This window comes from Roseovarius sp. Pro17, from assembly GCF_035599575.1.
Lineage (GTDB): Bacteria > Pseudomonadota > Alphaproteobacteria > Rhodobacterales > Rhodobacteraceae > Roseovarius.
This window is the reverse complement of record NZ_CP141179.1, coordinates 1,760,443-1,787,128: the sequence shown is the minus strand read 5'-3', so window position 1 is coordinate 1,787,128 and position 26,686 is coordinate 1,760,443. Positions and strand designations below refer to the sequence as shown.

Here is a 26,686-nt window from a genome sequence, read left to right as displayed (position 1 = left end):
ACATATCGACCAGACCACCTGATCGATAGGAACTGCCAAAACCGGCCCTTCTGGCGATCTTGCGCCGCAGCTTTTGCGTGGTTACCGGTCGACTATGCCGCAGCATTTGTCCTCCGGAAACGAAAGCAGCGCAGAACTTTGATGCGGTTCACGAAACGCCGATTTCAAGTCAGTAGGAAGAAAAGTGGTACGGGCGCCACGGCGCAGATGATAGTTGCGAGAAAAGGCCAGAACGCGAAAAGCCGAGATGCGCCTGCAACGAATGCCAGCCCGCCACCGCCGCCCAAAAGTGAATTGCCCGGTGTGTTGAGAGCGACCGCCAACAGCAGATACCTGTGTCGCAGTAATCGTTGACTGACCCCGCGCGGCGTGATGCGAGATAGCATATTAAGCCGGTCATCGGGGTGTGCCGCGTCAAGTTCCAAGATGAGATTAGCCGCCTTTCTTAGACCGAACCAATTGAGAGCAAGGCCCAGAAATGAGGCCGGCACCAACCGTGCGACGACGTACGCAAAGATCAAAGAGCCCACCATACCGAAATAGACCAAAGGCGCGGCCTGACCGCCAAAAATCAGCAAAAGAGTAAAGCCGACCTCGGCACCGGGCACAAACGGGATTGCCGCTAAAACGACGAATAGCACGAACGCACTCATCACCACTAGATGGATCGCCGGTTCGTTCATTGGTCGCATCTCGGGGACAGCTATTTCCTTTAGCACGCCGCCCAGCAGCCATCCACACAACAGGAGAAAACCATAGAAAACAACGATCCTTCGTCTGTCCCAAAGGCGCGTCAGAAGCGGGCGCATAGGGGATTTGCATCTGGATCTGATGCTTCCATTTGACGGTGGATTTCTGAAATTGAATCAGTTTGCGGCGATGTCGATAGTTGCCCGGCGAACATTATCTCGCGTGTGGAGGTCCAGTACCAGCGACGGCGTTCCCACGTGATCGAAACGACGATGCCGCCTTTCGGCCCGATGATTCCGTCGTAGTCAAAGCGGCCACGAGTTTCGCTTTGGAGGGTGCCGCTGAATTCAATGTCACCGTCGGATTCTTGGGCGATATAGGGTCCAGGAACAAAGCCACAGCGGGTGCATATGTCGGACCAAAAATGGCCTTGGTTAAAATAGAGAGTGTCGGCTAGATCGGGATTTTCTGACGGTCCGATCATGCCTGTAAAGGCTTTGCCGCCCAACAGCCCGTTTTCTTGTGCCTCGGCGGTCAAAGCGAAGACCAGAAGCAAGGCGAAGGTGAAGTGTTTGAGCATATTGGCTATCATCGGGCCCTCGCTAGTTGGGACTTTAGCATAGAACCAAGAACTGAATTCGAAATTCTGCGAGCGGCAACGATTGCGACGGCAAACCTGGACTGTCTCAGGCTCATAGCCCACTTGCGGCTGCGCGGCGGATCATACTCGGCTTGCCCAAAGCGCCCGTTAAACGTGATCGGTCAATACCGACCATTGGCCGATCAATCCGATACTTCGATGCGGCAGTCGTAGTGCCGCCGTTGGTTTAGGGGTGGGGTGGCTTGCAGCTAGCGAGGGTCACCCCCGCAAGACAATGCAAGCGAAATTCTGCAGCCATTTCCGTGGCCGCCGCCTGAATTGTCGCAGTCTGCGGCTAGGTCATTACTTCCTTCGGCGGATGGCGTTTGGCTTATAACGCGGTTGCCTGCCAAGTGCGCGACGGCCTACAATGTGGGCGAGGCAGGAAACAGGAGAAAATGATGCGCAGAGCTATCTTTGCCGCGCTCGCCGCAGTCGTGCTGGGGGCCGTGCCCGGTTGTCAGCCCGCAGACGGCGGCCCGGCTGGACTCTACGAGGTTACTGGTGTCGAGGCTGATGACATGCTGAAAATGCGTGGAGGGCCTGGAATTGGCTACAGCGTTATCGTCGGCCTTCCGAACGGCACCGCCTTGCGAGTCCATAGTTGCGAGCGGACCGGCGGGACCCGTTGGTGCAAAGTCTCGTTGAGGAAGGCAAGCGGGCTGAGAGGGTATGTCTCCTGGGCCTATTTGCGCAAAATCTAAAGCGTTTCGCCTTCAACCTGAGCCATCAGATAAAGGCGAAACGCGCGCAACGCTGATATGTCGTGTGCGTTTCACGAAAATCTGTGATTCAGGTTTTTCGCGAAACGCTTTAGGCTCGCCATGATCCGCGCCTCGGTTTGGCAGTGCTTGAAAGCGACGTTGAGGGTGAATGTCTTCGCTCACGATCACCGAAATTGTGGATCAGCGGCAAACAGGGTTGCTGCCGGATAGATAGCTTTCCCGCCGATATCCACATTCGCATCGGTTGAGACGCGTCGGCGCACCGTCATCTGAGCGAGCATCGGATCTGACGCGTCGTCTGTGGCCGGTGAATGAACCACTTGCCTGCTACCCTAGACGTTATTCGCTACGCCGATCCTGACAAGAAAGGCTTGCAATAACCTGAAGTGGCGGCCATTCAGGCTGTCGTGACCCATTCATCTGATCAGGTATCATTGTCCTTGGCCGCCCTCGGCTGGTCGTCGTTTTTTGGCGACCAACTGCATCCCGATGAGGCCGAACTGGTGGCGATGCGCATTGCAACTGTCCACCGTTCCAGGCTGACTGCGGAATCTGAGGCGGGCCCATCTAGGCTGAACCTACCTGCTCATGCCAATACGACGGATTTTGCCGTGGGGGATTGGGTCCTTGTCGAGCCTGAGACCCATATGCTGGTCCGCCGGTTGGACAGGCAGGCCCTGCTGCAACGGCGGACCGAAGGTGGCCGACATCCACAACTGATTGCGGCGAATGTGGATACGCTTTTTATCGTTACCTCCTGCAATGACGATTTTAATCCCGCACGGCTTGAGCGCTATCTGGCCCTTGCCAACGAGGCCGAGACCAATCCGGTGATCGTCCTAACGAAGGTCGATCAGACAGCGGATGCCGCGCCCTACCTGCAGCAGGCAGCGGCGCTTCAACGCGGGCTGGCCGTCGTCACGGTAAACGCAAAAGCACCAGAGGCGGCCCAGACATTGGCCCCATGGTGCGGCCCGGGGCAGACCGTCGCACTTGTCGGGTCGTCCGGTGTGGGAAAGTCGACACTGCTGAATACGCTATCATTCAAGTCGCCCGAGGACGCGCAGCCAACGGGCGGCATTCGCGAGGCAGACGCCAAGGGGCGCCACACGACGACGTCACGCTCGCTCCATGCGATTGACGGTGGTGGCTGGGTGATCGACACGCCCGGAATGCGAACGCTCCATATTAGCGAGGTTTCAGCCGGGCTTGATATGCTGTTTGCGGAAATTGTCGAACTTGCCCCCAATTGCCGCTTTCGTGATTGCACACATGCCCATGAACCCGGCTGCGCGGTCCAAGCCGCAATCGCTGCTGGCACGCTTGATCCCGAGCGCCTTGACCGGTGGCGCAAGCTGCTGAAGGAGAACCGAACCAACACCCCCATTCAGTCTGGGCCTCGCAACAACAAGATTCAAAAAGCCAAGGGTAAACGGAACTGAGATAGTTTGCGCGGTGGGTTCCACCGACGGTCGCCACACACTCGGCGAGCTTTGCTGCTGGGGTTTCACATTCCAAGGTCTTGCGCGGTCTTCGGGACTGGCATCCTCAGTCGCTCAGGGCTCGGGCAAGACGCCTGATCCGGAGCGCTCGATTAAGCTCACCCCCGAAGATCAGGAGAAGCGCCGCAAGATACATGAAGTAGAGGGCAGCGATGATCCCCGCCATGCCGGCATAGTAGCTGGCGTAGGTGCCAAAGCTCCCCACGTAAAACGAAAAGGCAGTGGCAAGGACCGTCCATGCGGCTGCGGTAAAAACTACCCCCGGCCATATGTTGGAAAACGTGGTGCGGCGCGCGGGCAGAATCACATGCGCCGCAAAGAGCGCGACCACGAAAATGGTCGCCGAAGCAGGAAAGCGGATCAACCTGACCGTAACCGACGCGGGATCGAAACCCGGTATGAGCGCGTGCAGCCACGACCCGGCCCGTGGCGCGAAAACCAGAAGGTAGCCGACCAGCACGAGAGCGAGGCTGGCGAGGACGATTATAGCGACCTGAACCCCATAGACTATGAACACTGATCGCGTTTCGCGGATTCCGTAGGCGCGGTTCAGCCCGACACGGACACCGTCGACGCCCCCCACCGCGAACCAGATCGTTAGCAGGATACCGACGCTGAGGACGCCGCCGCGCGGGACCGTCATCACCTTTTCGACCTCTGACACAATCGGTTCGATCAGGGGTGACGGCACGATAGCGATCAAAAAATCGACGAGATCGTTGGCCATCGACCGGTCCCCTATGAAGGCCGTCATCGCGCTGGTAAAGATCAGAAACGGAAAAAGCGCCAGCAGGGCGCGGAAGGCGATGTTGCCCGCCAGTCCGAACGCATCGTCGTTCCAAAGCCTCAGGATCGCTTCCCGCAGGACGGCCCGCGCGACACGCCATCCCTTGCCGTGGAACAGCTCTTCTGGGTTCTCGCTAAGAACCCCGTGGGTCATAACGGTCTCGCGCCGCGGGTCCTGACTCGACTTGGCATTCATGCTCTGGCTCCGCGCACATGCGATACCCGCACGCTCCAAGACGCACGGGCTGATCAAAGAATACCTTCATCACACAGGGCGCACCACAAAGAAGTCTGCGGGCGGCAGGCATGGACTGAAAGTGTCAGTGCACTGGTGACTGTGTTCAAACGGGATTCATGACCGCCGTGATCTTTGGCGCAATGATCGCAGTGACCTGCAATGCGGCCTCTATGCGCTTAAAACGGCGGAGGTCAGGATCAAGCCCGCTTTGCTCATTTATCACGTTCCAGAGAACAACTCCTTTGGCGATCTTTGGGTCTTTGGCGTTTGTATTTTTGCCACTACCAACCGCTTTTAGTATAGACACAGGCACGTGATTGGATCTTTGCTTGATGATGCATACCTTGGCGGGCAACTGTTAATCGAGCCGCCGCAGACAAGGATCGTGGACCTATGCTGACCAGACGCCATTTCGTAACTTCGGCTGCGGCTCTATTTTCGGCCCCCATTTCCGGCGCTGTTTGGGCTGCCCCAACATCTGACAGATCAAAATGGTCGAAATGGGATGCTCAGGTAACGCCTGCGAATTATGACCCCGCCACGTCAAATCCTTGGGGTTTCAATCCGCGCTTCTTGCCTCAGCGTGTTGAGGCGAATGCCGGCCTCACTCCCGGGGATATTCATGTCGATGCAGTGGCGAGATATCTCTATCATATCCGCGACGACGGCACCGCGATGCGGTACGGGGTCGCGATCGCACGCGGGAATCTCTATGAACCGGGCACCTATACGATCCGCCGAAAGGCCAGATGGCCAACATGGACTCCGACTGCCGCCATGATAAAGCGCGATCCTGGCATTTATACCCAGCACGCTGACGGCATGAACGGTGGACCAAATAACCCACTCGGATCGCGCGCCTTTTACCTGTTTGTTGGCAATCGGGACACCTACTTGCGTATCCACGGCTCACCCCAACCACGCTCTATCGGAGGCCGGGCCAGTTCAGGGTGTGTTCGCATGGTCATGGCACATATCAACAGTCTTTATGAACATGTCTCGACCGGATCGACGGCCTATTTGTACCCGCCCGAAGATCGGGTCTCGGCCCGAAGCTGATCAAAAAGTCATCTGACGAGGGTGGAATGACCCCTCGATTGTTTGCTCAGCTATCGGCTTAGCTCTCTGGGCTCGCCTCGACTTTTTGCAAGCAAATCGGTCGTCCCTCTCTGGATCTCAGCGGCAGGAATGTAGTCTCGACTGGGCCAGAGTGACGATAGATATAGCATCCACTCGATGGATCAAGCTGGACAGCGTTCAGATCTTGGTACGGGGCGGCAAGCGCAAGTACGCCCTCCGGCAGGTCATTGATGAATTGACCGGATGCACCTCTGCTCCCGCCTTCATACTCTTCACAGGCCGCAAGCAATAACGTCGTGGACCCCAATAGCCAGACAAATTTTTTCATAGAACGTATCTCCCTTAGTTTCAGCAACAATGCTTGATTTCGCTTTGAAGAACCAGTGCTTTCCGTGCCGCAGCGCGCACCTCTAGCCTTCTTTACCGTTTGCTATGGTCTATCGTGTAAAGTGGTCATGGCGGGTAATCTGTCAGCCTGAAAGCATCCCTTCAAATGCAGATGATCAATACCTCTTCTCCAACGGCGGACTTTGTATCCATCGCAGTGAGCGCCGCTTGGCTTGCGAAGTGAGTTACTTGGTCGGGGGGCGCTTGGATCAGCGAAATATTGAGAAGCGGCCCGGCCCCTGTGCGGCGAGGATCAGCAGACCCCCGGCAATCGACCAGTTCTTTGCCATGATCGTCACTTGCCATGGGTCGGCGCGGAGTTGCCAGTGAAACCAACTGGTGAAAATGCAGTAGACTGCCATGATCAGCGCCCAGCGGCCGATCCCCGGACCGATCACCAAACAGACTGCGGCGACCAGATTGAAAAGCGCAATAGGCCAGATGAACGCAACAGGCAGTCCGATTGAGGCGATCATCGTCTGCGCTGCTGCCGGATCCACAACTTTCTGAATTGCGCCTGCAAAGAAGAGAAACGCAATCAGAATCCGCCCTGCGAGGTTCATAACGTCAGTCATTAGGGACTCCTTTGCCAAGTTATCTCGAGCGGACAAAACGATTGCAATTCAACGGATTCTACAATCGCAAAGGCATCTTCTGAGTCAATGTCGAGATATTTGATTGTGCTATCCATCTTGAGTTACCTCAACAAGACTTGACCGGCCCGCAAGTTGTCAGTCCTCTTCTGAATCTAGGATACCTTGGTCCGCCGCATCGAAAGAGTGTCGTAGACCGAAGTGGTCCGGCGAAATTAAACGGCGTGCTAAGATGTATCCAACGCAGATGAATGGATACGAGAATGACGGAGCGACCGAACTTTTCGGATAAGTTCAAGACTGCTGCGGCGCTTGGAGGCCCTGCGCGGCGACAAGACGGTTTAAGAGGTCGCAGCCAAGCGGCAACTGCATCCAATGCAGGTTAACACATGTAAGCGGCAGGCGATTGAAGGCATGGCCGGCGTTTTCAGGCTATCTGAAAAGGCCCAAACACCAGCAAGAAACAACCGCAGCGCAGCATTTATCCATACATGCTGAGAAAGCTAGCAATCACGCGGCCCAATCAGGTCTGGTGTAGCGGCATCACATACATCCCCATGAAATAGGGATTCCGTATCTGGTAGCAATCATGGATTGGACAACCCGCAAAATTCTGCCCTAGCGGCTTTACAACACGCTGGACGCCAGCTTTTGCGTCGAAGAGCTGGCGGGCGTAATCGCCCGATACGGCAAGCTGGAGATAATGAATATAAATCAAGGCAGCCAAGGCACAGGCGCTGGTTGGATGTCGACGTTGACCAAGGCCGATATCAATACCTCAATGCCGCGCGGTGATTCTACAAACCACCTGCCGGTAATTAATGGGCGGAGCCGTTATTAGACAGCATGTTTATCGAACGCCTTTGGCGATCTCTGAAACAGGAGGCCGTCAATCTGCACGAGATCACCGATGGATTCCAAGTCAAGCGGATCATTAACAATTGGATCGGTTTCTACAAATTAGAGCGCTCTCATACTGCCCTTGATAAGCGCACGGCCGCCGCTGCATATTTCATCCAAGCGATGGCACAATAAACAGCACGAGCAAAAATCAAATGCATCTTAACTATTCCGCAAACTTGTCGGAAAATGCAGGGCCAGTTCAGGTCGTCGTTTCCAAATCGATCGACGTGAGCCAATCGCTGACGGTCCGCGAGTACTCACGGGTTGAGATGTGCAGGCGGTCATGAAAGCGACTAAACCATAGAGTTTGGACCCAAGGCTCAGATCTTCTTTTGATACAACATCCGCTTCTCGATGCCAGGTGATCCACTTATTCAGCGTCGGCATGCCGGCACCAAGATCGTTCGCCACCTGTTTGTTTGCCAGTCGACTGATGAGAGTGATACGCACCCCATTATTGCGGAAGTGGTCCCTCCGTATCTGTCCCACAGTTCATATCCCCCGTTGCAGAATATGCTATCAAAGGAGCGGCACAAAATCGTGACAGGCTCAGCGCAGTGCTTTAAGCGCGGAACCTGAAAGAGTACTTGCCGAGCAGACATTGAATTTGCGCCTCCTCAATATCGCAAGATCTTAGAAGGGTTAGATACGCGAAAGCCCAGCGCCGAGGCGTATTTCCAAAGCTGTGCCCGAGCCGTCATGGATACTGCCATAGCTCACGCGCCCGCCATAGACGGCGACGATCTTGCGAACGATGGGTAATCCCATTCCACTACCTTCGACTTCATCGCGCGGTTTGAGGGTCGTCATGGCGGCGAAGACCCGCTCGCGCTGCCGTTCGGGAATGCCGGGGCCATCGTCTTGGACGCGAATGACGCAATCCCTTCCCTCGCTCCAAGACTTTATTTGAATAATCCCACCTTCCTTGTGATGATGCTTGATCGCGTTGGAGATCAGCGCCGTCAGCAATGTAAAAATGTCCTGCTCTCCCATCTGAACGGTCATGCAATCCAGATCGCACGTGATTTGGAAACCTTTTGGCGGACGCAATTCAGTGATGATCTCGCGGATCGTCTCTGCCAAATTCATGGATTGCACAGATTGTTTGCGCCCGATGCGAGAATAGGCCAGCAAGTCCACCAACATGCGATCCAACCGCCGCGTCTGGGTGTCCATAAGATCAAAGCTCTCGGCCAGTGATCCATCGATGCGATGACCTGTGGCGGCCAAATCTTCTCTGATCCACTGTGGCAATTCCAGCAAGGCGCGCACGGAGTTGCGAATGTCGTGGCTCAGCAGGTAAACGAATTCTTCAAAATCCTCGGAGCCGGAATCCGCGTCAAGCTCTTGCAATTCTGCGTGGTGGGGTTGGCGTTTGGTATTGATGCTCATTGTCTACCTACAAATCTTGAAGTCACATATGGACGGTTGTTATGTCTGCAAAGTCGGTTGCGTGAGCTCAGGCAATATCCCCGAGTGCGTCACGGATTGGCGCTGGATATTTATTACGCAAGCGCATCCATCGCTCTTGCTGAACGGACGGCCCTGACGCGTTCGTGATCAGTCGCCACCTTTGCGCCACGCGGTCCAGCGCTTTTTGCGGCGGCGTCTCGCCTGACAGCGCGCGGCTAAGCCATTCGGTGAGGACTCGAAAATATTCACCTTGATTTTGCAGGTACAGGTCCGGAATGGCGGCCTCCAGACTTGCGCGGTGCACAGATAAAAACTCCGGCGTGTAGGCGGCCTCGATCCCCTCGTCTTCGTAATGTTCGGGGCGGAAGGGGTCGAAAAAGCCATCCTTCTGCCGAACGGCTAGCGTCGACATCTGGGGTGTTGAGGCAAAGAGGGCGAACAGGTAGGCGATTTCGGGCAGCTCGCTATTGCTGGTCACGACGTAATTCCAGCCCCAATTGAAGTAGGGCGTCACTAAGAGCTTTCCATCGACGATCCCGCCGGGTGTCGGGCCATACAGCATATTTCCGCGCATCGCGGAGTTGGGGCCATTGAGGTATTTCTGCGTTCCACCCCAGCCGATATTACAAAAAATATCCCCGCGCCCGAACCGCTCCCAGTTTTCGAACAGGCCGATATTGGATGCTTCTGGACAAAGGTGCTCGGACGCACGGATCATTTCTTCCAGGGCTTCAACACCGGCTGGAGAGGCAATTTGAGGCTCCATTTCAGACGAGAACGGCCAGATCCCTTTGGCGTGAAACCTGACCCACCATTCCGACGCGACATATCCCGGCGTTCTGAAAAGAAAACCGCCCCATTGGCCCTCGTCGGGTCGGTTGAAAAAAGCCATTTGTCGATCAAGGTCTTGCCACGTCTGGGGTATCGACAGGCGCTGTCCGAACGTGTCTTCAAAGCGCATCTGCTCGTCTAGGTTTTCCAGCATCCCCTTGTGGTAGAACATCATGTAGGCGTCGCCATCGGTCTGGAATCCGTACAGCTTGTCGTCGAAGCTGTCGCCAACCCCAAACAAGATTTTGTCGCGAAAACCGGGCGGCTCATACTGATTTGCAAAGTCTGTGATTGGCAAAATCGCGTCGGCCGCCACGAGGTCGGGCAGACCGAATGTCGCGGGGAGCGCCACATCGTATTTTCGCGACGCGCTTAAAGTATCCAGCAAAAGTTCGGTGTTGATCGCGTCGACATTCGTCTCGAATGACTGCACATCTACACCAGTCATCTGCGTGAAATAGGCAATTACTGGATTGACGTTGCCACCCGAGCCATTGGGAAGCAGAAGCCGCAGCTTCAGTTTTCGCCCACCCGCCAGCTCACGCACGCGCCGCGCCACAACATCATGCAACGCACTATCAGGCGCGGCTGTCGCCGACGCCGCAGATAACCCGCATAGGCTTGCTGCCGTCATGCCCAACAACGCATCACGGCGCGTCCACGCGTCCCGAGGAGGATGGTTGTTTTTCATGCTAACTACTTTCCCAAAAATCGCCGTCCAATCACGATCATTGCGGAAGAAACTTAAGCCGCAATTAATTTCTGAGCGCTAAGCTGGAAAGATCATTTGGGCAGAGTAATTCGAGGGATAGCATGTCAGACCGAACCCATTTCTGGCAGGTGCAGGGCATCGTCTCCCGACTTCGTTTGGTGTTCTTGGGAATTTCGCTCGTTCTGCTTGGGGCATTGGCCGTCGGCGTCGTTCAATTGCGCACGCTCAGCCGTTCAGTGGATCAATTGGCGCATTCTTCGGTGCCGGTCTTCGTAAGTGCGGCAGACACCGAGCGAAACCTGAAGAGCTTGCTGCTGCTGTTGCAGCGGGTGGACGGAGTCAATCGGATTGAGGACCTTGGTCCCTTATCCGTACAATTGACCGAAAGGCTTTCAATACTTCGAACGAACATCCGCGAGTTTTTTGATACAGAACGCTCGCCGAACATCCTTACCAATATGACGCAGGCTCTGGACAAGATCGATCAGGGCACGACGAAAATTCTCGCCGAGACACGGGCTGTATTGCTCTACGATAACGCCCTTGCGCAAAAGACACAAAACCTGCGGGATATTGGGGTGTCCTTGCGTGTGCTGCTCGAAGATGTCTCATTTGAGACGGCGAATTCTGCAAATTTCACCCTTCAGACGAATCCGGCTCGTGTGACAACCGGGTCCGATGAAGTCGAGCGACAGTACCATCACGATCTGGTAGTCGCCCACGCTTTTACCGAAATTGCACTGGCGGTCGAAGCGATTATCGACACGGCTGTTTCCTTGCGCAACATATCTGGGGAAAATGAGCTTGAGAGGGCTGCGAACACGCTGCAGTTCAAGCTGCGTGGCGTTGTCGGTCTTGTCGCGCAATTGGAAAAAGGCACTGCGCGGACAGACATGGCAAGCAAGATCTTGCACATACGCGATCTTATCTTTGACGACGAGGGAATCCGGAACGCGGTCCGGGAACTTCAGGTGCGTCGGGCAAACCTTGACGCCGACAAGCTAACCCAACTTACCCCGGTGGAGGCTATCTCCAACCTGTCCAATCAGCTCACGGATGCCGCCCGCGCGCAGATCGAGGATGCCAAACAGGGCCTGACCACGGCCACGCGGCAAATGTCGATCATTCTGGCGCTGTCAATGTTCTTTTCGCTGATGGTCATCTACTGGGCGATGATCTTTGTGGTGGAGCGGCAGATCAACAGAAGAATGGCGCGTCTGACGAACGCCGTCGTCGCGATTGCGGCCGGCCAGACGTCTTACCGTGTCGATGTCTCTGGCCCTGATGAACTGGGCAAGATGGCAAGTGCGCTTGACGTGTTCAAGCTGAACGCACACGAGCTGCACCGCTCTAACGCAGAGCTGGAAAAATTTGCGTATGTTGCGGCGCATGATCTGCGCGCCCCACTGCGGGCCATTCAAGATCTGACAGAATGGACGCTGGAGGACCCCGACAACGTCTTTTGCGAGGAAGGGCGCGAAAACATGTCGCTCGTGAAACAGCGCATTGATCGGCTTAACCAGTTGTTGCAGGATCTGCTGGAATACGCCCGCGTCGGCAAGGATGCCGATCACTTGGTTGAGGTTTCAATCAGCTCCGTCGTTAAACAAACAGCGGAGTTTTTGGATCCGAATGGCGATTTCCCAGTTATATTTTTGGGCCCATGTGATTGCGTCGTGACCTATGCAACGCCCCTTCGTCAGATCCTTCTCAATCTGATCAACAATGCCATCAAACATCACGACAAAAAGACTGGCCAGATTACTGTCAAAGTAGAATTCATGGCCGATTGTTTTTCATGTTCTGTGCACGATGACGGGCCAGGGATTCCTGCGAAATATCACGACAAGATATTTGGTCTGTTCCAGACCCTGCGGCCCCGTGATGAGGTTGAAGGAAGTGGTCTGGGCCTCGCGATCATTCGAAAGTTGCTGGAGTATCATGATGGCAAGATCCGCGTTCAATCCGATCCGGATGTCCATCGTGGCACCCGGTTCGTGTTCGAAATGCCTGCCAAACTCGTAGCAACACAATCATTGGACCAGGCCGCATAGCCTAAACAAGGGAAACAAAGAAAATGAATACGCCTCGGCACGAATTATTCTGCGACCAGCAGGACGATCCTATCAAATTCCTGATTGTTGATGATGACGAGGTCAGTGTGATGGCCATCAAACGTGCATTGAAGAAGCTCAACATCATCAATCCGACATTCGTCGCCAAGGATGGTCAGCAGGCGCTCGACATTCTGCGCGGCGAATGTGGAAATGATCGATTGATGCCACCCTATCTGGTTACGCTCGATCTCAACATGCCGCGCATGGACGGGTTTGAGTTTCTTGAGGAAATCCGTAAAGATGTCGAGCTTGAGCGCGCGGTGATCTTTGTGCTGTCGACCTCCGACGCCCCTAGGGATGTTGCGGCTGCGTATGACAACAATATTGCTGGATATATCGTGAAGGACAATCTGGGTGATAGCTTCGTAAAAGCACTCGATATGATTGATGCCTACACCAAAGTCGTTGAGCTGCCGCGGTAAGGAGAGTCTGTATCCTGCTGCGTTCTGGCTTGCGTGTTCAAAACAGCGTCAATTTTAAAGAGCAACGCATTTCTTGAGATTTACTTCATCAATTTGCGGTTTAATTCTGATCAGATAATTAGTGGAGCTGGTCCTTGAAGAACATGCAGAACATTCAGTTAAGAGCTCAGAAAACCGCGATTCAGACACCGAAATTCGCGAGTATCCTGATCGTCGACGATCAGAGGTTTGATCGGGCCCGCCTACGGCGCATGTGCGAACAGCTAGAGTTTGAGGTTAGTATTTCCGAGGTGGATACTCTCGAATCTATGGGGACTGCGCTTCAGCTAGAGACCTATGATCTGATTTTTGTAGACTACCATTTGCCGGGAGGTGACGGACTTCAGGCGCTCCATGCCATCCAGTTTGACCCGCGTAATCGCAACGCCGCCACCATCATGGTCACTGGGGATGGCCAGTCCGAAATCGCCATCAACGCAATGAAGAACGGGTGCAGTGACTTCCTAATGAAGGATGATCTGTCAAATGAATCCGTCAGACGTGCCATGATAAACGCCCTTCAAAAAGCAGGCCTTAACCGCGATCTCGAAACCGAAGAGATAATGCGGGGCAAGGTCGAGATCGTTCTGGACTGTTTTGCCAAAGAATGTGCCAGCGAAATAAAGCCGATGCTTTTCAAAATGATGCGCCAGATTCGTGTTCTTCAATCTGCACGAGCGGATGAAGTGAAATTCGCTACGATGATTGCCCAGATAAAGAACTCTTGTGACCGCCTCTTGGACTTCATGACCGACATTGAAGACCATGAACGCAAGTCGTTTGCGTTGTCGGAGGTTGGCGAAGAATCTCTGCTTCCCGACGGTGGGGTCGAGAGCGGACCGGCCCTAAACAAGGGAAAGCTCTTTGGCCGTCAAAGTAGCCGCTCAATCTAACACAGGTCTAGTGCACAAATCTGTGTCCGATTGCAGCCTAGAAGTCGTATCGATTTCCGGAAGACTGCAATGTAGTGCAGCCTGTTCAAACAGCACCGGAAGCCGTGCCCCGGATGGCTGAGGAGTCGAGTCCGCTATTAAAAGTGATGGTCACGTTTTGGACCCGTCACATGTCCGCAGCGGCTTCGCGTCCGATTCCTCATCCACTATCCTAACGTATATTGGATTCGGTTTGATGTTGTGACGCGTCTGTCGCCCACATGTGCATCACGGAAAATGAACTCACAGCTAAAAGCACTTAACTTCAACACAATAGGCGTCTTCCAGTTTGCCCCTCTGGCAAGGGTACGTCCAGCCTGAAGATACTGCGTTGGGTCCCTAGCGGGTGAGGGCGCGCATACCGCGGTCAAGGCCTTCGAGCGTCATGGGAACCATCTGACCATCGAAAATCTGGACGATCATCTGGGTCGATTGGGTGTAGGGCCATCGGGACTCGGGGACGGGGTTTACCCAGAGATTTGCGGGCCATTGCGCGCGGGCGCGAGTGAGCCATGTCTGGCCTGCCTCCTCGTTCCAATGCTCGTTTGCGCCGCCGGGATACGCGATCTCGTAGGGTGACATCGCGGCGTCACCGACGAAGATGCAGCGATAGTCGGAGCCATAGGTATTTAGGATATCCCACGTCGGAATTTTTTCGCTCCAGCGGCGGCGGTTATCACGCCAGACGCCTTCGTAGAGACAGTTATGAAAGTAAAAATATTCAAGCTGCCGGAATTCCGAGCGCGCTGCTGAAAAGAGATCCTCGACCAGTTTGATATGCGGGTCCATGGAGCCGCCGACGTCGAGAAACAACAGCACTTTGACTGCGTTGCGCCGTTCGGGCCGGGTCTGGACGTCTAAATAACCCTTTTGCGCCGTGGCGCGGATGGTGCCACCGAGATCCAGTTCGTCATGGGCGCCATCGCGCGCCCATTGGCGCAGGCGGCGCAGGGCCATCTTGATATTGCGCGTGCCCAGTTGCACGTCGCCGTCCAGATTGGCAAAGTCGCGCCGATCCCAGACCTTGACCGCGCGCTGGTGACGCGATTTGTCCTGACCGATGCGGATCCCTTCGGGATTGTATCCATACGCGCCGAAGGGAGATGTGCCCGCCGTGCCGATCCATTTACTGCCACCTTGGTGGCGGCCTTGCTGCTCTGCCAAGCGCTGTTTGAGTGTCTCCATCAGCGCCTCGAAGCCGCCCAGTGCCTCGATTTCGGCTTTCTCCTCGGGGGTAAGGTGCTTTTCCGCCATTCTGCGCAGCCAGTCCTCTGGCAGATCGACGGCGTTCAGAACATCGTCGGGCGTGATCGCGTCCAGCCCCTCAAAAGCAGTGGCGAAGGCGCGATCAAAGCGATCTATCATGCGCTCGTCTTTAACCATTGAGGTGCGGGCGAGATAGTAGAACCCCTCGATGTCGTAGGTGACGAGGCCGGCAGACATGCCTTCGAGAAATGTCAGGTATTCGCGCAGGCTGACGGGGATGCCGGCACCGCGCAGCGCTTGAAAGAAGGGCAAGAACATCGCCGGCTCAGAGGGCCGCTCGGTGGATCAGAACCGTCAACAATAGCCCCACCAGCGCAAAGATCAGCGCATAGACAAAGGCGTATTGCAGTACATCGGCCAGTCGTCCCTTGCGGCGGCGTGCGAATACTGCACCCAGAATTGCGCCGACGACAGCCGCGATGATGACGATCATATGCTACCCGTTTCTACCCTTAAGCAGATTCAGGGCCAAAATCTCGCGCAGTTTCGTGCGCATAGCCCAATCCGCGCCACATCCGTATAGTGCCCAGCCAAGGCTGTCCATACGCACCTGCGGCGCCTTCCATGCCCTCTATGCTGCGGCGCGCATCATCAGTAGCTTGGCAAGGAGCCCTACGTTCTCGTGCGAGTCAGCGACGGCTATTTGGGGGCAGGGATGGACAAGACCCTATCGGCGCGCCCTCCTGCCAGAGGGCACTGACGCGGCGCAGGCTGGTAGCGGTGCTGCCGCACTCATATGCGCCGGTAGCGACGAACTGATTTTGCGCGTAGGCGGTATGGATGCTTTGGACGATGCGACCGATGGCGTAGTGGTTGAGGGCGGCGCAATGATCCGTTCACCCGACCGTCTGCGCGATGCACAGCGCCTTTTCGGCAGGCACTCCGGCGCCTAGGCATCTGCCAGATTGCCCGGATCGTCTGAGCGACGTCACCGGGCGCTCAAAGGGCGCGCGCCATTGAGGCCTTGGCGGGTAGGGCTTGGCGGCGTTGTCGCCCCCGCGCTTACTGACCCCGTCGCGCCATAAAGGCCAGACGCTCGAACAGATGCACGTCCTGCTCGTTCTTGAGCAATGCGCCGTGCAGGCGGGGCAGGGCATGGGCGGCGCCGCGCTTCAGGTCCTCAGCGTTCAGATCCTCGGCCAGCAGCAGCTTGAGCCAGTCCAGCACTTCGGAGGTTGACGGTTTTTTCTTTAACCCTTGCTGATCGCGGATTTCGTAGAATTGCGTCAGCGCCGCGGTCAGCAGCGCATCCTTGATGCCGGGATGATGTACCTCGACGATGCGCCGCATCGTGTCCATGTCGGGAAAACGGATGTAGTGGAAAAAGCAGCGGCGCAAGAAGGCATCGGGCAGTTCTTTTTCGTTGTTCGAGGTAATGATGACGATCGGGCGATGCACGGCGCGAATAGTCTCGCCGGTTTCGTAGACATGGAATTCCATCCTGTCTAGTTCCTGCAGCAGATCGTTTGGAAACTCGATATCGGCCTTGTCGATTTCGTCGATCAGCAGGACCACGCGGGCGGGCGCATCAAAGGCCTGCCACAACTTACCCGGGCGGATGTAGTTGGCGATGTCGTGAACGCGCGCATCGCCCAACTGACTGTCACGCAGGCGTGACACGGCGTCGTATTCATAGAGGCCTTGCTGCGCGCGCGTTGTCGATTTCACATTCCACTCAATCATAGGTAGATCGAGCGCGGCGGCGATCTGACGGGCCAGTTCGGTCTTGCCTGTACCCGGTTCGCCCTTGACCAACAGCGGGCGCTGCAAAGTGACGGCCGCATTGACCGCGACGGTCAGGTCCTCGGTCGCGACGTAGCTGTCGGTGCCTTCGAATTTCATAGAAATTTCAATCCTTTTTGTGCCAAAGCTCAATCGACCGTTAACCCACGTTAGTGCGAGCCGCGAAACACATCAATACGCCGCATTTGTGTAGTGACAACACCTAGCGCTTGCAGTAAATGCTGCCCCAAAGGGGAGCCAGATAACCCAGATGACACAGCATCCTGACGCCTTGGACCTTGAAGAAAAAAAGGATCAACGCTTGAAATCCGAAGTTTTCCTACCCGATGATTATCGGCCCGTCGACGATGAACCCTTCATGAACGAGCGCCAGAAAGAATATTTTCGTCGCAAGCTGATGGGGTGGCGCGAAGATCTTTTGGCCGGTAGCCGCGACACGATAGAGGCGCTGCAGGACGGCACGCGCGCCATTCCCGACGTGGCGGATCGCGCTAGCGAGGAAACTGACCGCGCGCTGGAACTGCGCACCCGCGACCGCCAGCGCAAACTGGTCGCCAAGATCGATCAGGCGCTGCGCCGCTTGGACGAGGGCGAGTTTGGCTATTGCCAGATGACCGGTGATCCGATCAGCCTGAAACGGCTGGACGCGCGCCCCATCGCCACAATGACGCTGGAGGCCCAAGAGCGTCATGAGCGTCGCGAAAAGGTGCATCGCGACGATTGATCGCGCTGAAATCCGCTGAAAATTCAAACGCCGGGGCTTTCGCTCCGGCGTTTTTCGTATGATCTAGGGGCATGGACATGCAGGGCCTTAACATCGCCGTGATCGGCGCGGGTATCGGCGGGCTGGCGGTTGCGAGGGCCTGTGCGCTGCGCGGTGCGCGCGTTTCTGTGCACGAACAGACGTCAGAGATTACCGAAGTCGGCGCAGGGCTGCAAATCTCGCCCAACGGGTTTGCCGTTCTGCGCGGTCTCGGGCTGGGCAATCTGGTGCGGACGGCCGGCCTTCAGGCGCGTACGGTGGCGCTGCATGACTACCGGCGCGGCCCGGTAGTCCGGTTGGATCTGACGCGCCTTGAGGCGCGCGACTATTGGTTCCTGCATCGGGCGGATCTGATCGGCCTGTTGCATCGCGGCGCGGTTGACGCCGGAGTGGATATCCAATTGGGCCAGCGCGTCGACGATCCCGCCGCGCTAAAGGTGGATCTGGTTATTGGTGCTGATGGGCTGCATTCAATGGTCCGCAAGGTCCTGAACGGCACGCTCGCGCCCTTTTTCACCCGGCAGGTCGCGTGGCGCGCAGTCGTGCCTCATGACGGCAGCCGTTTGGGTGAGGCGCGCGTGCACATGGCCCCGCACCGGCATCTGGTTAGCTATCCTTTGCGCGGCGGCAGGCACCTGAACCTCGTCGCCGTTGAGGAGCGCGCCGACTGGTCGGAGGAAAGCTGGAGCGCCGAGGGCGATCCCGGTGATCTGCGCGCTCGCTTCGCCGACTTTGGTGACGCTGCGCAGGCGATGCTTGAAAGGGTCGAGCGCGTCGGAAAATGGGGTCTGTTCCGCCACCCGGTCGCGCCGGTGTGGGGGGCAGGGCGCATTGTGCTGCTCGGCGATGCGGCACATCCAACCTTGCCCTTCATGGCGCAGGGCGCGTCATTGGCCCTGGAGGATGCATGGGTGCTGGCGGATACATTGGCGCGTATGCCCGATCTTGCGGCAGCGTTGGATAGCTATCAGGCCTCGCGGCAGGATCGCGCGCGGCGCGTGGTCGAGGCAGCGACAGGAAACGCATGGAAGTATCACATTAGTTCCAGACCATTGCGCGCCGCAGCTCATGTGGCGCTGCGCCTAGGGGGGGCGGTTGCACCGGGTCGAATGATGCGCCAGTTTGACTGGATCTACGGTCACGATGTGACACGCGGCGAAACAATTTGACGGTCACATTTTCTTAAGGGGCTTGCCGTAAAGTTCCATCTTGTGACCTTTCAGCTTGTAGCCCAGCCGCGCCGCAATTTTTTCTTGCAGGCGTTCGATCTCGGGATCGAAGAATTCGATCACGCCCCCGGTGTCGAGGTCGATCAGATGGTCGTGATGCCCCCGCTCGGCATCCTCGTAGCGCGCGCGCCCGTCGCCGAATTCCAGCTTGTCAAGGATACCGGCTTCCTCGAACAGCTTGACGGTGCGATAGACCGTCGCGATGGAAATCTTGGGGTCGCGCGCCGAAGCGCGGGCATAAAGCTCGTCGACATCAGGGTGATCGTCCGCCTCTTCGAGGACGGCGGCGATGATACGCCTCTGGCCGGTCATGCGCAGGCCGTGCGCCTCGCAGCGGTCGGTGATGGTGTCGGGCATGGAACTATCCGTCGTGGCTATAGACCCTTCATTAGCGCGGTGCGCGCTGGATTTCCACCGCTGTTGATACGCTTGCTGGGACGTTCAACCCTGCGCGGCGGCCGCGAAGGCGCGGGTGAGGTCGGCGATCAGATCATCGGGATGCTCCAGCCCGACAGACATGCGGATCAACCCCTCGGTTACGCCCGCCTGCGCGCGTGCCTCGGCCGATACGCCGGAATGGGTCGTCGACGCGGGATGACAGACCAGCGATTCAGTGCCGCCCAGCGACACGGCCAGCTTGAAAATCTCAAGGTTGTCGAGGATGCAGAACGCCAGCGCCCGATCATCCGCGACGACAAAGCTGAACGTCGATCCCGGCCCGCTGCACTGCGCATCATAGAGTTCGCGCGCACGGCCCTCGGCATGTTCGGGATGCAGAACGTCGCAGGGGATGGTGTCGTTCTCCGCCAGCCATTTGGCCACTTGGCTGCCCGATCCTGCTGCGCGCTCCATCCGCAGCCCCAGCGTTTCGAGCGAGCGCGAAAGCATCCATGCCGAATGCGGATCAAGTTGGAAACCAAAGGCCGATCTGGTCGCGCGCACCGGCTTCAGCGCCGCCTTGGAACCTGTGACGCCGCCCGCAACCAGATCGGAATGACCGCCGACATACTTCGTCAGCGAATAGACGCAGATGTCGATGCCATGCTCGAGCGGCTGTTGAAAAACGGGGCCCAACATGGTGTTGTCGCAGACGATCAGAGGGACAGGGGCGTCCGCACCTTTGGCCCAGTCATCAACTGTCCGGCGCACCATTGCCAGATCGATCATGGCATTTGTCGGATTTGCGGGTGTTTCGATATAGACCATCTTGACCGGGCCTTTCGTTGCGGCGCTCTCCAGCGCCGCGCACAGACCTTCTGGTGCCAGCCCGTCGGCAAAGGGCGCAGGGCGCAGATCCCATTCGGCCAACACCTTGGCAAAGAGCGTTTCGGTCCCGCCATAGAGAGGCGTATAGTGCACATACGCATCGCCGGGCCGCAGATAGCTCAGCGCGACGGCGCTGATCGCCGCCATTCCCGACGCCGTCAGCAGCGCGGCCTCGGCCCCGTCATAAAGGGCGAGGCGGTCCTCGACGATTTCCACGTTGGGGTTGTTGAACCGGCTGTAAACCAGTCCGCCCGCACCCATTCCCTCGGGCGCCGGGGCGCGGCCCGCGACCACATCGAAGAAGTCCGCGCCCTCCTGCGCTGTGCGGAACGCAAAGGTCGAGGTGAGGAATACAGGTGGCTTGACCGCGCCTTCGGACAGGGCCGGATCATAGCCATAGGCCGTCATCTGCGTCGATGGATCAAGTCGATGATTGCCCAGATGCGTGCGGCGGAAATTGGATTTGGTCATGGTGCCTCCCGGTCCGGGCCGCGCATGGCCCTGCGACCAGTCTATCGTGCACGCGACGGATGCAAAGGGCGATCTGCCATCGGGGTATTTTATGCCGCAGTGCTTGACTTGGCCGCGCGGAGCGTCCATCTAGCCGATAACGACATTTCCTGCCGCGTGAGCAGCCGGGCCGCCTGCATGGCCGCCCCTAGTTACAGAAATGCCGCGAACTTGATCCCAATATCACGCGTGGGGCCAGCCGCCGGATCGGCGCGATGGGCAATTCCGCCTTTGCGCAAGCGTCTTTGGCGGAACCACGGTGGGGCCGGCATCCAGCCGCCCCGATCACGGGCCATTCGCGCCCGCAAACGGCACGGGATACTCCCGTGTCCGGAAGGATGAGATTTTGAATTTGTTTGAAGAAATGGGCTTGCCGCCCGTATTGGTACGTAAGCTGGGCCAGATGGGTATCAGTGAGCCGACCCCGATCCAGTCGCATGCGATTCCCTATGCGCTGAATGGCGACGACGTCATGGGCCTCGCGCAGACCGGCACGGGCAAAACGGCGGCCTTCGGCCTGCCGCTGATCGCACAGATGATGGAGGCGGACGAGCGTCCGCGCCCGAAAACCGCAACCAGCCTGATCCTCGCGCCGACGCGCGAGCTGGCCAACCAGATCCGTGAGACGTTGTTGCCGCTGGTCATGGACACGCCGATGAAGATCAACGTCGTTGTCGGCGGTTCCTCAATCAATCCGCAGATCAAGCGGCTTGAGAAGGGCACGCACATTCTGGTGGCAACGCCGGGCCGACTGCTGGATCTGATCGACCGGCGCGCGCTACGCCTCGATGCGACCCGCTTTCTGGTGCTGGACGAGGCTGATCAGATGCTGGACATGGGTTTCATCCATGATTTGCGCAAGATTGCGGCCCTATTGGCCAAAGAGCGCCAGACAATGCTGTTCTCGGCCACCATGCCCAAGCAGATGGAAGAGATCGCGGCCAGCTACCTAACCCATCCCAAGCGCGTTCAGGTCAGCGCGCCGGGCAAGGCCGCAGACAAGGTCACGCAGGCCGTGCATTTCATCGCCAAGGCCGAAAAGCCGAGCCTGCTGATCGAGTTGATGGCCAAACACAAAGACGAGTTGGCGCTGGTATTCGGTCGCACGAAACACGGCTCGGACAAGCTGGCACGCAAGCTGGAAAGTGCTGGCTTTCAGGTCGCCGCAATCCACGGCAACAAAAGTCAGGGCCAGCGCGAGCGGGCGCTGAAGGCGTTCCGCGACGGTCAGGTCAAGGTTCTGGTGGCGACGGATGTCGCTGCGCGCGGCCTCGACATTCCGGACGTGAAGCATGTCTACAACTTTGACCTGCCGAACGTGCCGGAAAACTACATTCACCGTATTGGCCGCACGGCCCGTGCGGGCAAGGATGGTGCAGCCATCGCATTCTGCGCGCCCGACGAGATGGGCGAGCTGAAGGATATCCAGAAGGTGATGGGCCTCTCGATCCCCGTCGCATCTGGCCGCGCGTGGGAGGAACTACCCGACCCCAAGGCTAAGCAGACCCGTGGCGGCAATGGCGGCGGACGCCGTCGTGGTGGTGGCGGCGGCAAGCCGGGTGGGCCGGGTGGCAGCAGCGCGCCTTCAGGCACTGCGCCACGGCGTCGGCGCAGTGGCGGCGGGGGCCGTAGTCAGGCCGCATAGGACAGCCTGTCCTGATCTGCCTGCCAGAGCCTGACCTTTTTGAAGGTTAAATCGCCCAGAAAAAGGGATCGCCGTCTACGGCGGCGATCCGGCGGCGATGTCTATAGTTTCGTCCGAATGTTTTGATGTCCGAATGAAAAAGCGGATCAGAAGACGAGGGCACCTATGAAATCGGAATGAATGAGTTCCGTCATTTCTAAAATTGGCCAGACGGTGACCGGGCCGGCCATTCGACCGTGACCCGTCGACCTGTAAGTCAAGGTAGCCATTTGCTATTTGACTTGTCGGCTGCTGCGCATCAAGGGACAGCCGCGTGGTTGACTGGTGCCGAAATCCATCTATCTGCAGGGCTCGTGCGTCGCAGCTCTCGCAATACTTGTCGCCGTCCGCGCGCTGGCAGTTTTGGGCCCCGATGCAGTTGGAATTCGCGGGCGTGATGGTCGCGCACCATATAGCTCGCCTTGTTGGCGAAGGGCTGGCGTCGATACATCCCTTCCTCGTCACGCTGCTGCTTGCGGGGGCGACCCCAGCACCTGCCGGGTGTCGCGCATCCGCCACGAAAGCGGCGTCTTCTTTCACTGTGTTCATCAATTCCACCGAGTGCTTGCCCCCGGTCACTGTCGATCACAAGCACCCCGTCTCTGATCTTACGGCTAGCGCACAGCTCCAGTTCCAACATTTGCTGGCGCCTGAGTATCGAAATCACAACTCTGGATGTTCGGTACGCTCTACGCGCATTCGTCGAACCGGCCTTATCGGTCGCTCTGCTACGAAACGACCTATTGTGCGATCTTTGCAGTGGCGTTCTACATTCGCGGCGCGCACTAGCTCAGGCTTACAGCAAATCGGGCTGCTGCGTCAGGCGACGCGCCAACGGAGCGACCGTCAGCCCCTGCACGATGATCGAGAAAACGACGATCATGTAGGTCGCTGTCAGGATGATCGGGCTCCACTCGCTGGCAGGTAGGCTAAGCGCCAGCGCCACCGAGATGCCGCCCTTGAGCCCACCCCAGGTCATGATGCGAATGACGCCGGTATCAAAGGTGCGGAAGGGCTTGAGCAAGAAGATGGGGATCGCCACGGCGGTCAGCCGCCCGACCAGCGCGATGCCGATCGCTGCTGCCCCCGCAAGCAGGTAGTCGGCACCAAAGGCCACCGCGAAGACCTCAAAACCGATCATCAGGAACAGCACCGCATTCAGGATCTCGTCGATCAGCTTCCAAAAGGCGTCGACATAGCGGCGCGTCTCTTCACTCATCCCGTGCTTGGCGCCGACATCGCCGATCAAGAGGCCCGCGCAGACCGCCATGATGGGGGCCGAGACATGCAGGTAAACCGCCAGTTCATAGCCACCAAAGGCAAGGCCTAGGGTCAGCAGCACCTCCAGCGAATAATCGTCGATCAGGCGCATGACCCGAAACACAATCCATCCCAGCGATATGCCCAACAGCGCGCCACCACCTGCCTCGCGCACGAATAGCGTGGCGACGTCCAGAACGCCGCCGCCGCCATGCTGATCGCCCGACGGAAAGGCAAGGCCGACCAGCACCAGAAACACAACATAGCCGACCCCGTCATTGAACAGCGACTCGCCAGCGATCTTGGTCTCCAACGACTGCGGCAGATCCGCTTCACGCAAAACACCCAAGACGGCCACGGGATCCGTCGGTGACACCAGCGCGCCGAAAACCAGCGCGATCATGAACGGCATTCCTGTCAGCCAGCTGAACCCGGTCCCGATGACCAATGTGCTGAGGCCGATGCCGATCGTCGCCATCAGCACGACGGGCAGCCACTGCGCGCGCAGGTCCGACATCTTGACATGCAGCGCGCCCGCAAACAGCAAAAGGCCTAGCATCCCTTCCAGCAATGCGTCCGAAAAATCGATGCCCTTTACGATGCGTCGCGTTTCGTCCGCGATGCCAAGGCCGGGCGCAAGCGCGTCGAGGCCCAACAGACCGAAGGATGCGGCCAACGCCACGATCATGATCCCAATGGACGATGGCAGCTTGAGAACGAGGTAGTTGATCGCGCCGAACACCCCGGCCAAGACGATCAGAAGCGATGTGATTTGCAGGATCGTCATGGAGGCCTCTCGGGTGTGTGACGGACCACAAGCGAACAGGCGCTGCAGGCGAAACATGAGCAATGCGTAATAATATCATATTTGGCAATGCAATTGGTCGGTTTCGCGCAGAATTGGGGCGCGCAGATTCGGCCCTAGCCCATCAGGTGCCGCAAAAGGTCTGGCGTACCACCTCTTGCGGGTTGGGGGGCTGCGTCAACTCCATCGCGTCAAGTTGATCTTCGTAGGGACGCGACAGCACGTCCATCAGGCGGTGAAACGGGGCGTAGTCCCCGGCGACGGCGGATGCGATCATCTGTTCGATACGGTGATTGCGCGGGATGATCGCGGGATTGACGGCGTCCATACGCGGTCGCCAGCCATCTTCGTTGGCCAACCGCAATTGCCAACGCTCATACCAAGCGCCAAACGCGGCGGGATCGTCAAACTCACCCTCGGCCTCGCCGCGAGCGAGGGTGCGGAAGGTGTTGGTGAAGTCCGCGCCACCCTCGTGCATCACGCGCAGCAGATCGACGATCAGCTCGCGGTCCGCCTCGTCGGGCGCCGCAAGGCCGATCTTGGCGCCAAAGACACGCAACCACTCGGCTTCAATAATCTCGGGCATTGCATGGACGGCCTCGGTGAACTCCGCGATGGCATCATCCTGATCGGGCATCAGCGGCACCAGCGCGGTGGCAAGCTGCGCCATGTTCCACACGATCACCTGCGCCTGATTGGCATAGGAATATCGCCCATTGCGGTCGATCGAGCTATAGACGGTTTGCGGATCAAAACTGTCCATGAACGCGCATGGGCCGTAGTCTATCGTCTCGCCAGAAATCGACGTGTTGTCGGTGTTCATCACCCCATGGATAAATCCGACACCCATCCATTTTGCCACCAGCGCCGCCTGCCGCTCAATAACAGCGCGCAGTAAATCGCCGGGTGTGACGGCCTCGGGATAGTGGCGTGCACGTGCATAGTCGAAGAGCTGGCGCAGCGCGTCCACATTTTGCCGTGCGGCGAAATACTGAAACGTGCCGACCCGCAGATGGCTGGCGGCGACGCGCGTCAGAACGGCACCGGGCAGGCCACCCTCCTGCCGATAGACCAGATCGCCTGTCGCCACGGCCGCCAGCGCGCGGGTGGTCGGAATGCCGAGGGCGTGCATCGCCTCACTCAGCACATACTCGCGCAGCACTGGCCCCAGCCACGCGCGCCCGTCTCCGGCGCGTGAAAAAGGTGTCTGTCCCGAACCCTTTAGCTGGATATCTCGCCGCGTCCCCTGCTGGTCGACGACTTCGCCCAACAGCAGCGCACGCCCATCCCCCAGCTGCGGCGAAAACCCCCCAAACTGATGCCCTGCATAGGCCTGCGCAATTGGCTCGGCCCCATCGGGCAACAAATTTCCAGCGAAGATCTGCGCCAGTTCGGCGCCATCCCCCAGCACAATCCCCAGTTCATCCGCCAATTCGCGATTGACCGCGATCAGGGCGGGGGCGCTGACGGGCGCGGGCGCCTGTCGTGCGAAAAATTCCGCAGGCAACCGCACATAGCTGTTGTCAAAAGGTATCTGTATATCCATGCGTCCGATATAGCCCTGCGCGGCCCCAAGGCCAATGGCTTCGCGCAAACATGCGTTGGGCGTGGGTACCTATTCCCAAGGGAAAACAGGGTACGCCGCCTCGCTCTTTCATTGTTCCGCAAATATTCCGGGGTCCGGGGCAGGGCCCCGGTGGGTCAGAATACGCGCGACATCAGCATGAAACGCTCGCGCGGGGTAAAATGACGGCGCTCGTAGAAGGTGCGCGCCGCTAGGTCGTCGCGCGCGACCTCCAGATGCAACGCACGCAGCCCGGCGCCTGCCAGCGCCTTGGGCAGGGCTGACAGAATCTCGGTGCCGATGCCGCGTTTGCGCACACCGGGACGAATATAAATCTCGTCTAGGATACCATCGAGGCCACCAAATTCCAGCGACCAGCCAAAGCTAATAGCTGCATAGCCGATTGGCGCGCGCACCGGGCCCGCGATATAAATCGCGCCATGGGGCGATCCGTCGAGCAGCGGCTGCACCGAAGCACGGCGCCCGGCGTCGTCCTGTGCGATGCCCGCCTCAGTATGAAAGGCGGCAATCAGCGGCAAAATATTATCGATATCGTCCGGCTTGGCGAGGGTGAGGGCGGTCACTG

The 26,686-nt window shown here is 57.9% G+C and carries 25 protein-coding genes and 2 pseudogenes; 10 read left to right on the top strand and 17 right to left on the bottom strand.

The annotated features are described in order from the left end of the window. Positions 1–164: 164 nt before the first annotated feature. Positions 165–809 (bottom strand): hypothetical protein, encoded by a 645-nt coding sequence (locus tag U3654_RS08660; RefSeq protein ID WP_324754933.1) that lies wholly within the window; start codon positions 807–809, stop codon positions 165–167. Beyond that, positions 794–1,282, bottom strand: coding sequence for a hypothetical protein (locus U3654_RS08655; RefSeq protein ID WP_324754932.1), 489 nt, complete (start codon positions 1,280–1,282; stop codon positions 794–796). Before U3654_RS08655 ends, U3654_RS08660 begins: the two co-directional genes overlap by 16 nt. 449 nt (positions 1,283–1,731) lie before the next feature. On the opposite strand from U3654_RS08655, the gene U3654_RS08650 reads away from it, so the two are divergent. Both U3654_RS08650 and rsgA read left to right on the top strand, forming a co-directional pair. Continuing rightward, on the top strand, positions 1,732–2,034 hold the full coding sequence (locus U3654_RS08650; RefSeq protein WP_324755257.1) for an SH3 domain-containing protein: 303 nt from the start codon (positions 1,732–1,734) through the stop codon (positions 2,032–2,034). Between the two features lie 428 nt (positions 2,035–2,462). Then, the gene (rsgA, locus tag U3654_RS08645; protein ID WP_324754931.1) at positions 2,463–3,497 is read left to right on the top strand and encodes a ribosome small subunit-dependent GTPase A; all 1,035 of its coding nucleotides are present in this window, start codon (positions 2,463–2,465) and stop codon (positions 3,495–3,497) included. Positions 3,498–3,603: 106 nt separating this feature from the next. Here rsgA and U3654_RS08640 read toward each other — a convergent pair whose 3' ends face one another. Together U3654_RS08640 and U3654_RS08635 are read right to left on the bottom strand one after the other, a co-directional pair. Then, positions 3,604–4,539 (bottom strand): YihY/virulence factor BrkB family protein, encoded by a 936-nt coding sequence (locus U3654_RS08640; protein ID WP_324754930.1) that lies wholly within the window; start codon positions 4,537–4,539, stop codon positions 3,604–3,606. Positions 4,540–4,684: 145 nt separating this feature from the next. Continuing rightward, positions 4,685–4,894, bottom strand: coding sequence for a hypothetical protein (locus U3654_RS08635; protein WP_324754929.1), 210 nt, complete (start codon positions 4,892–4,894; stop codon positions 4,685–4,687). Between the two features lie 80 nt (positions 4,895–4,974). Between U3654_RS08635 and U3654_RS08630 the strand changes: the two genes are divergently transcribed. Then, positions 4,975–5,640, top strand: coding sequence for a L,D-transpeptidase (locus U3654_RS08630; protein WP_324754928.1), 666 nt, complete (start codon positions 4,975–4,977; stop codon positions 5,638–5,640). Positions 5,641–6,257: 617 nt separating this feature from the next. Here U3654_RS08630 and U3654_RS08625 read toward each other — a convergent pair. Further along, the gene (locus tag U3654_RS08625; RefSeq protein WP_324754927.1) at positions 6,258–6,623 is read right to left on the bottom strand and encodes a DoxX family protein; all 366 of its coding nucleotides are present in this window, start codon (positions 6,621–6,623) and stop codon (positions 6,258–6,260) included. A gap of 864 nt (positions 6,624–7,487) precedes the next feature. On the opposite strand from U3654_RS08625, the gene U3654_RS20490 reads away from it, so the two are divergent. Beyond that, positions 7,488–7,676: an integrase core domain-containing protein gene (locus tag U3654_RS20490; RefSeq protein WP_416384567.1), complete on the top strand. Its 189-nt coding sequence runs from the start codon at positions 7,488–7,490 to the stop codon at positions 7,674–7,676. Between the two features lie 79 nt (positions 7,677–7,755). Here the strand turns inward: U3654_RS20490 and U3654_RS20485 are convergent. The 4 genes and pseudogenes from U3654_RS20485 to U3654_RS08610 all read right to left on the bottom strand — a co-directional run. Further along, a pseudogene (locus U3654_RS20485) lies at positions 7,756–7,848 on the bottom strand (integrase); the annotation flags it as partial. Between the two features lie 2 nt (positions 7,849–7,850). Further along, a pseudogene (locus tag U3654_RS08620) lies at positions 7,851–8,033 on the bottom strand (IS3 family transposase); the annotation flags it as partial. A gap of 153 nt (positions 8,034–8,186) precedes the next feature. Continuing rightward, the gene (locus U3654_RS08615; RefSeq protein WP_324754926.1) at positions 8,187–8,936 is read right to left on the bottom strand and encodes a HAMP domain-containing sensor histidine kinase; all 750 of its coding nucleotides are present in this window, start codon (positions 8,934–8,936) and stop codon (positions 8,187–8,189) included. A 67-nt stretch (positions 8,937–9,003) separates the two neighbouring features. Beyond that, positions 9,004–10,479, bottom strand: coding sequence for an extracellular solute-binding protein (locus U3654_RS08610; RefSeq protein WP_324754925.1), 1,476 nt, complete (start codon positions 10,477–10,479; stop codon positions 9,004–9,006). Between the two features lie 122 nt (positions 10,480–10,601). Between U3654_RS08610 and U3654_RS08605 the strand changes: the two genes are divergently transcribed. From U3654_RS08605 to U3654_RS08595, 3 genes are all read left to right on the top strand, one after another. Next, entirely contained in the window at positions 10,602–12,554 is a 1,953-nt protein-coding gene (locus tag U3654_RS08605; RefSeq protein ID WP_324754924.1) for a HAMP domain-containing sensor histidine kinase, read from the top strand. Positions 12,555–12,577: 23 nt separating this feature from the next. Further along, complete coding sequence (locus tag U3654_RS08600) at positions 12,578–13,039, top strand: response regulator (protein WP_324754923.1); 462 nt, start codon at positions 12,578–12,580, stop codon at positions 13,037–13,039. 143 nt (positions 13,040–13,182) lie between these two features. Further along, positions 13,183–13,971: a response regulator gene (locus U3654_RS08595; RefSeq protein WP_324755256.1), complete on the top strand. Its 789-nt coding sequence runs from the start codon at positions 13,183–13,185 to the stop codon at positions 13,969–13,971. A 378-nt stretch (positions 13,972–14,349) separates the two neighbouring features. Here U3654_RS08595 and U3654_RS08590 read toward each other — a convergent pair whose 3' ends face one another. The 3 genes from U3654_RS08590 to U3654_RS08580 form a co-directional block, all read right to left on the bottom strand. Beyond that, on the bottom strand, positions 14,350–15,534 hold the full coding sequence (locus U3654_RS08590; protein WP_324754922.1) for a VWA domain-containing protein: 1,185 nt from the start codon (positions 15,532–15,534) through the stop codon (positions 14,350–14,352). 7 nt (positions 15,535–15,541) lie between these two features. Beyond that, positions 15,542–15,709: a hypothetical protein gene (locus U3654_RS08585; RefSeq protein WP_324754921.1), complete on the bottom strand. Its 168-nt coding sequence runs from the start codon at positions 15,707–15,709 to the stop codon at positions 15,542–15,544. Between the two features lie 569 nt (positions 15,710–16,278). Further along, positions 16,279–17,118, bottom strand: coding sequence for a MoxR family ATPase (locus U3654_RS08580; protein ID WP_324754920.1), 840 nt, complete (start codon positions 17,116–17,118; stop codon positions 16,279–16,281). A gap of 202 nt (positions 17,119–17,320) precedes the next feature. Here U3654_RS08580 and dksA point away from each other — a divergent pair, with 202 nt between their 5' ends. Both dksA and U3654_RS08570 read left to right on the top strand, forming a co-directional pair. Next, positions 17,321–17,743, top strand: a complete 423-nt coding sequence (gene dksA / locus U3654_RS08575; protein WP_324754919.1) for an RNA polymerase-binding protein DksA — start codon at positions 17,321–17,323, stop codon at positions 17,741–17,743. A 77-nt stretch (positions 17,744–17,820) separates the two neighbouring features. After that, on the top strand, positions 17,821–18,951 hold the full coding sequence (locus U3654_RS08570) for an FAD-dependent monooxygenase (protein WP_324754918.1): 1,131 nt from the start codon (positions 17,821–17,823) through the stop codon (positions 18,949–18,951). 3 nt (positions 18,952–18,954) lie between these two features. Here U3654_RS08570 and U3654_RS08565 read toward each other — a convergent pair whose 3' ends face one another. Both U3654_RS08565 and U3654_RS08560 read right to left on the bottom strand, forming a co-directional pair. Further along, a complete protein-coding gene (locus U3654_RS08565) occupies positions 18,955–19,368 on the bottom strand; it encodes a Fur family transcriptional regulator (protein ID WP_324754917.1) in 414 nt (137 codons plus the stop codon). Between the two features lie 84 nt (positions 19,369–19,452). Further along, positions 19,453–20,748, bottom strand: coding sequence for a cystathionine gamma-synthase family protein (locus U3654_RS08560; RefSeq protein WP_324754916.1), 1,296 nt, complete (start codon positions 20,746–20,748; stop codon positions 19,453–19,455). 385 nt (positions 20,749–21,133) lie between these two features. Between U3654_RS08560 and U3654_RS08555 the strand changes: the two genes are divergently transcribed. Continuing rightward, positions 21,134–22,432 carry a DEAD/DEAH box helicase gene (locus tag U3654_RS08555; RefSeq protein WP_324754915.1) on the top strand — a complete coding sequence of 433 codons (1,299 nt, stop codon included), beginning with the start codon at positions 21,134–21,136 and terminating at the stop codon, positions 22,430–22,432. Positions 22,433–23,267: 835 nt separating this feature from the next. Here the strand turns inward: U3654_RS08555 and U3654_RS08550 are convergent. The 3 genes from U3654_RS08550 to U3654_RS08540 form a co-directional block, all read right to left on the bottom strand. Further along, positions 23,268–24,518, bottom strand: coding sequence for a sodium:proton antiporter (locus U3654_RS08550; protein ID WP_324754914.1), 1,251 nt, complete (start codon positions 24,516–24,518; stop codon positions 23,268–23,270). A gap of 142 nt (positions 24,519–24,660) precedes the next feature. Further along, complete coding sequence (locus tag U3654_RS08545) at positions 24,661–26,082, bottom strand: protein adenylyltransferase SelO (RefSeq protein WP_324754913.1); 1,422 nt, start codon at positions 26,080–26,082, stop codon at positions 24,661–24,663. A gap of 155 nt (positions 26,083–26,237) precedes the next feature. Continuing rightward, a complete protein-coding gene (locus tag U3654_RS08540; protein WP_324754912.1) occupies positions 26,238–26,684 on the bottom strand; it encodes a GNAT family N-acetyltransferase in 447 nt (148 codons plus the stop codon). Positions 26,685–26,686: the final 2 nt, after the last annotated feature.